Origin of the sequence: Streptomyces nanshensis, from assembly GCF_001751255.1 — a bacterium.
GTDB classification, from domain to species: Bacteria; Actinomycetota; Actinomycetes; order Streptomycetales; family Streptomycetaceae; genus Streptomyces; species Streptomyces nanshensis_A.
This window is the reverse complement of record NZ_LJGW01000239.1, coordinates 1-3,724: the sequence shown is the minus strand read 5'-3', so window position 1 is coordinate 3,724 and position 3,724 is coordinate 1. Positions and strand designations below refer to the sequence as shown.

Annotated in this window: 3 protein-coding genes and 1 pseudogene; all 4 read left to right on the top strand. The window is 71.0% G+C overall.

Going from position 1 to position 3,724, the window contains the following annotated elements; genetic code table 11:
* A pseudogene (locus AN218_RS36705) lies at positions 1–374 on the top strand (hypothetical protein); the annotation flags it as partial.
* A gap of 116 nt (positions 375–490) precedes the next feature.
* Positions 491–1,051 carry a hypothetical protein gene (locus tag AN218_RS35415; RefSeq protein WP_141747574.1) on the top strand — a complete coding sequence of 187 codons (561 nt, stop codon included), beginning with the start codon at positions 491–493 and terminating at the stop codon, positions 1,049–1,051.
* 361 nt (positions 1,052–1,412) lie between these two features.
* Positions 1,413–2,585 carry an ADP-forming succinate--CoA ligase subunit beta gene (gene sucC / locus AN218_RS14005; RefSeq protein WP_070017174.1) on the top strand — a complete coding sequence of 391 codons (1,173 nt, stop codon included), beginning with the start codon at positions 1,413–1,415 and terminating at the stop codon, positions 2,583–2,585.
* A gap of 38 nt (positions 2,586–2,623) precedes the next feature.
* Positions 2,624–3,511, top strand: coding sequence for a succinate--CoA ligase subunit alpha (gene sucD, locus AN218_RS14000; RefSeq protein WP_070017173.1), 888 nt, complete (start codon positions 2,624–2,626; stop codon positions 3,509–3,511).
* Positions 3,512–3,724 lie beyond the last annotated feature (213 nt).

Below are 3,724 nucleotides of genomic sequence, written 5' to 3'. Positions count from 1 at the left end.
TGCCGCCCGTCGCCCGCGGCGCCGTCGTGCACGCGCGTCCCATCGCCTACCAGGCCGCCACCGACGCGGCCGTGGCCGCCGACGGCGCCATCGCCACCACCGCCCCGTTCGCACAGCGCACCTACGTCCGTGCGCACGCGCTCGTCGACGGCGCGGCCCAGGGCGTGGACTCCTTCGCGTACGGCACGGTCTCCGACGCCGTCCCGTCCGCGCGTCAACTGGCCGCGGGCGCCCGCGGCGACACCGACGAGCTGGTCTCGCACGCCGTCACCAACGTGCGGATCCTCGTCACCGACCCCGGCAAGCGCGACCTGACCGACCCGGCGAACGTGCCGGGCCTGGCCGTCGCCCACCAGGTGCCGGCCGGCCGCTGAGCCGCCGGTGAACGGAGCTGCGGGGTGGCCCGGCAAGGGGGTCGGGCCACCCCGCATCTCCACCCACCGCTCATCGCTTCACCACCACCGACTGCGTCATCGAGGTAACCATGCACATGAGCAGGAGTGTTCGCCGTGGATTCGTCGTCGCGGCGGCGGCTTCCGTGCTGTCGGCCTTCGCCGCCGGCAGCGCGTCGGCGGACGTGCCCGGGACGGGCGCGACCGTCAGCGATGTACGGCCCGGCACCGGAGTCACGAGCGCCGGCGTCACCGGCGCCGTCCGCGCCGTCCGCGCCGTCCGCGCCGTCCGCGCAGTGGAGAGCGTCGCGCACGCAGGACGTACGCACACGGAGCAGACGGGAGTCGGCGCACTCGACGACGTACGCGACGACGTACGGAACGGCACACGCAACGGCGCACGGGACGCAGGGAAGGCGGTCGGGGATGTCACGCAGGAGGCCGGTGCGTCCGTGTCCGAGACCGCTGCGTCTCCCACGCGTCAGGACCTGGGCGCTGTGCCCGGCCTCCCGGCTCCGGCTGCCGCACCGTCCGCGCCGGGGCTGCCGGAAGACCTCGTGATCGAGGTACCGCCGCTGCTTCCGGGCGTCCCCAGCATCGGGATCATTCCGCTGTCGCTTCCCGAACTCCCCGTCACACCGGGCGTTCCCGTCCCGTGACCGTACGCGGGATCCGGGCCGCGAGCGGCAGGCGGCCCGGCCCGCGGGCGGCCCTTGGAACCGCCCGGACGTCAACTGCCGCGGCGCGTACGGGTTTTCGCACTGCACCCCTGCCGGGGACCACCGCGGTGTGCGCAACGGGCGGCGAAACGCGTAGATTCCGTCCGCACCACAGGGACGTGCCGCTGTGACCGTTGTCACCGCCCGGGTGTGAGCTGGAATTTAGGCACCGCTCACGGGCGGGGCTAACCTGCAAGGCGGACATGCCGCGCCTCGTCGTGACGCCGCGGCCACGCGGCACGCCCACGATCACGCTGACACGCTGACAACCGCGAACCACTGATTAAGGGGACGTACGCGCGTGGACCTGTTCGAGTACCAGGCGAGGGACCTCTTCGCCAAGCATGACGTACCGGTACTGGCCGGCGAAGTCATCGATACGCCCGAGGCGGCGCGCGAGGTGACCGAGCGACTCGGCGGTCGCGCGGTCGTCAAGGCGCAGGTGAAGACCGGCGGCCGGGGCAAGGCCGGCGGTGTGAAGCTCGCCTCCGACCCCGCCGAGGCCGTCGAGAAGGCCAGGGCCATCCTGGGCATGGACATCAAGGGCCACACGGTCCAGAAGGTCATGCTGGCCGAGACCGCGGACATCGCGGAGGAGTACTACGTCTCCTTCCTGCTCGACCGCACCAACCGGACCTTCCTCGCGATGGCCTCCGTCGAGGGCGGCGTCGAGATCGAGGAGGTCGCCGCGACGAAGCCCGAGGCGCTCGCGAAGATCCCCGTCGACGCGATCGAGGGCGTGACCGACACCAAGGCCCGCGAGATCGCCGAAGCCGCCAAGTTCCCGGCGGAGCTGGTCGATCAGGTCGCCGAGGTCCTCAAGAAGCTGTGGGACGTCTTCGTACGCGAGGACGCACTGCTCGTCGAGGTCAACCCGCTGGTGAAGACGGGAAACGGCAAGGTCATCGCGCTGGACGGCAAGGTCTCGCTGGACGCCAACGCCGAGTTCCGGCAGCCGGACCACGCGGCGCTGGAGGACAAGGCCGCGGCCGACCCGCTGGAGGCCGCCGCCAAGGCGAAGGACCTCAACTACGTCAAGCTCGACGGCCAGGTCGGCATCATCGGCAACGGCGCGGGTCTGGTCATGTCGACCCTCGACGTCGTCGCGTACGCGGGCGAGGACCACGACAACGTCAAGCCCGCCAACTTCCTGGACATCGGCGGCGGCGCCTCCGCCGAGGTGATGGCCAACGGCCTGGAGATCATCCTCGGCGACCCCGACGTGAAGTCGGTCTTCGTCAACGTCTTCGGCGGCATCACCGCGTGCGACGCGGTCGCCAACGGCATCGTCCAGGCGCTCGAACTGCTCAAGAGCAAGGGCGAGGACGTCAGCAAGCCGCTGGTCGTGCGCCTCGACGGCAACAACGCCGAGCTGGGCCGCAAGATCCTCACGGACGCGGACCACCCGCTCGTGCAGCAGGTGGACACCATGGACGGTGCGGCCGACCGCGCTGCCGAACTGGCCGCCAAGTAAGCGGACGAGACCGAGATCTGCGAGGACATCGACACACCATGGCTATCTTCCTCAACAAGGAGAGCAAGGTCATCGTCCAGGGGATGACCGGCTCCGAGGGCCAGAAGCACACCAAGCGGATGCTGGCCTCCGGCACCAACATCGTCGGCGGCGTCAACCCGCGCAAGGCGGGCACGAACGTCGACTTCGACGGGACCGAGGTGCCCGTCTTCGGCAGCGTGAAGGAGGCCATCGACGCCACCGGCGCCGACACTACGGTCATCTTCGTACCGCCGAAGTTCGCGAAGGACGCGGTCGTCGAGGCCGTCGACGCCGGCATCGGTCTGGCCGTCGTCATCACCGAGGGCATCGCGGTGCACGACACCGCCTACTTCTGGGACTACGCCTCCCAGCGGGGCAACAAGACCCGGATCGTCGGCCCCAACTGCCCGGGTCTGATCACGCCCGGCCAGTCCAACGCGGGCATCATCCCGTCGGACATCACCAAGCCCGGCCGCATCGGTCTGGTCTCCAAGTCCGGCACGCTGACGTACCAGATGATGTACGAGCTGCGCGACATCGGCTTCTCCACCTGCGTCGGCATCGGCGGCGACCCGGTCATCGGCACGACGCACATCGACGCCCTCAAGGCGTTCGAGGCCGACCCCGACNACACCGATCTGATCGTGATGATCGGCGAGATCGGCGGCGACGCCGAGGAGCGTGCCGCGGACTTCGTCAAGGAGCACGTCTCCAAGCCGGTCGTCGGCTACGTCGCGGGCTTCACCGCTCCCGAGGGCAAGACGATGGGCCACGCCGGCGCGATCGTCTCCGGTTCGTCCGGCACCGCCCAGGCGAAGAAGGAGGCGCTGGAGTCGGCGGGCGTGAAGGTCGGCAAGACGCCGTCGGAGACGGCGCGGCTGGCCCGCGACCTGCTGGCCGGCTGACCCTGCGCCGTCGTACGGGCCCGGTCCGCTCCGGTCCCGACTCCGGTGCCCCGCGCGTCCTTACGCGCCCACCGCGAACGGGCCCGCTTCCCGCGCACACCGCCGGGAGGCGGGCCCGTCGGCTGTGTCCGCCGAGGTGTCCGCCGAGGTCCGCCGGAGCTCCGCGGACGGCGCACGGACGCCGACGTCCGGATGCAGACGGCCCGGCTGCCG

Bases quoted from the DNA above. Each gene is read 5' to 3' on its own strand.
- AN218_RS35415 (WP_141747574.1), top strand. From the start codon at position 491: ATGAGCAGGAGTGTTCGCCGTGGATTCGTCGTCGCGGCGGCGGCTTCC.